Below are 1,591 nucleotides of genomic sequence, written 5' to 3'. Positions count from 1 at the left end.
GAATCACGCTGCGGGAGCGCCAGGCGTCGGCGCGATCGACCGCCCCCCGCGGATCCTTTGCGCAGCCGTCCCGTCGATCGTCGGGTCGTTCCGGGTCCGCCCAGGCTCGCGGGGTCCAGGCTGCCCGTCAGGACGGCCCGCAGCGCGTCCGCACTCGGGCGTTCGGCTGGATCCTTGCGCATCGCGCGGGCGACCAGTTCGCGCAGGTCGTCGGGGATACCAAGAAGGCGTGGCTCGTCGTGGATGATCCGATAGAGGATCACTTCGGTAGGTCCTTCGCCCCATGCCGGATGGCCGGTCCCGGCGAAGATGACCACGCTTCCCCAGGCGAACACGTCCACGGCTGACGTGACGCCCTCGTCGAGGATTTGCTCGGGCGCCATGTAGGCGGGTGTACCGATCGGTTGTGCGCCGACATGGCTGATGTTGGTCAGAATGCTTGCCGACCGGGCGAGCCCGAAGTCGATCACTTTGGGGCCGACCGGTGACAGCAGCACGTTGGCCGGGGTCAGGTCGCGGTGGATGATGCCGGCATTGTGGATGGCGCTCAGTGCCGTTGCTACGCTCAGTGCGAGATGTTCAAGGTCGGCGGGTCGCAGCGGGCCGCGGGCGCTGACCATCCTCGACAGCGTCGGTCCCTCGACGTATTCGGTGACAAGGTAGGGCTGGGGGCCGTCGGGGTCGGCGTCGAGTACGGCCGCGGTCGCGAAGCGCTTCACCTTGCGGGCGCTTTCGGCCTCACGCCGGAACCGGGCGCGGAACTCGGGGTGTTCGGCGAGATCCGGGCGGATCACCTTGATCGCTACCCACTGGCCGTCCTGGCCGGAAGCGTCGGGGCGGGAGGCGAGGAAGACGGCACCCATCCCGCCCTGCCCGAGGCGGCCTGCGACGCGGTACGGTCCGAGCTCGCGGGGGTCGTCCGGCCGCAGCGGAGCCACGACAGCGCCCGACACGGGCGGTGGCGTCGTTCCCGGCACGGCTGCACCCCCCGGAAACGCGTCGACTTCCATGGTCCGATAGTGGTGTCACGGTACGCCACGCCCATGGTGGGGCGTCCAGAGCCTCGTGGCACCGGATGTTCGATCGCGATCATTGTCGCGCACCCGCCGCCGTCAGGGCAATCCCGTTATGGCGGGCGGCTCGGCGAGTTCAGCCGGATAGCGTGCCACCCGCGGGCTCCTCACCCGGCGTAATCAGACTGCCGAGAGCGGCCAACCGTGCGGGAACGGCCTGGTAATAGGACCACACCCCGCGTTTGTCACGGGTGAGTAGGCCGGCGTCTACGAGCACCTTGAGGTGGTGGCTGATCGTGGGCTGGGTCAGTCCCAGTGGTTCGGTCAGCTCGCACACGCACGCCTCACCGCCGGCATGGGCGTAGATCAAGGAGAGCAGCCGCAGCCGGGTGGGGTCGGCGATGGCCTTGAGGACACCGGCGAGCTGGGCGGCCGCCTCGGCGGAGAGGGGTTCGCGCGAGAGCGGGGTGGCGCAGGCCCAGTCCGCATTCGCGGCTGCCTCCGTCCCGAAACGGATGCTGGTCGCGGTCATGACTTCAGCATGCCTCGGCTATTGACAGCCGTCTATGGCTGGGGCA

The 1,591-nt window shown here is 69.2% G+C and carries 2 protein-coding genes; both read right to left on the bottom strand.

Annotated elements, in window-relative coordinates:
• Positions 1-977, bottom strand: a 977-nt coding sequence (locus U9980_RS26625) for a serine/threonine-protein kinase (RefSeq protein ID WP_322770445.1), incomplete at its 3' end; no start/stop codon positions are given.
• Positions 978-1,149: 172 nt separating this feature from the next.
• A complete protein-coding gene (locus U9980_RS26620; RefSeq protein ID WP_322753463.1) occupies positions 1,150-1,545 on the bottom strand; it encodes a metalloregulator ArsR/SmtB family transcription factor in 396 nt (131 codons plus the stop codon).
• Between the last annotated feature and the right edge of the window lie 46 nt (positions 1,546-1,591).

Source organism: Protofrankia sp. Cr1 (assembly GCF_963555865.1).
GTDB lineage: Bacteria > Actinomycetota > Actinomycetes > Frankiales > Frankiaceae > Protofrankia.
This window is presented reverse-complemented; position numbering and strand designations above follow the sequence as displayed.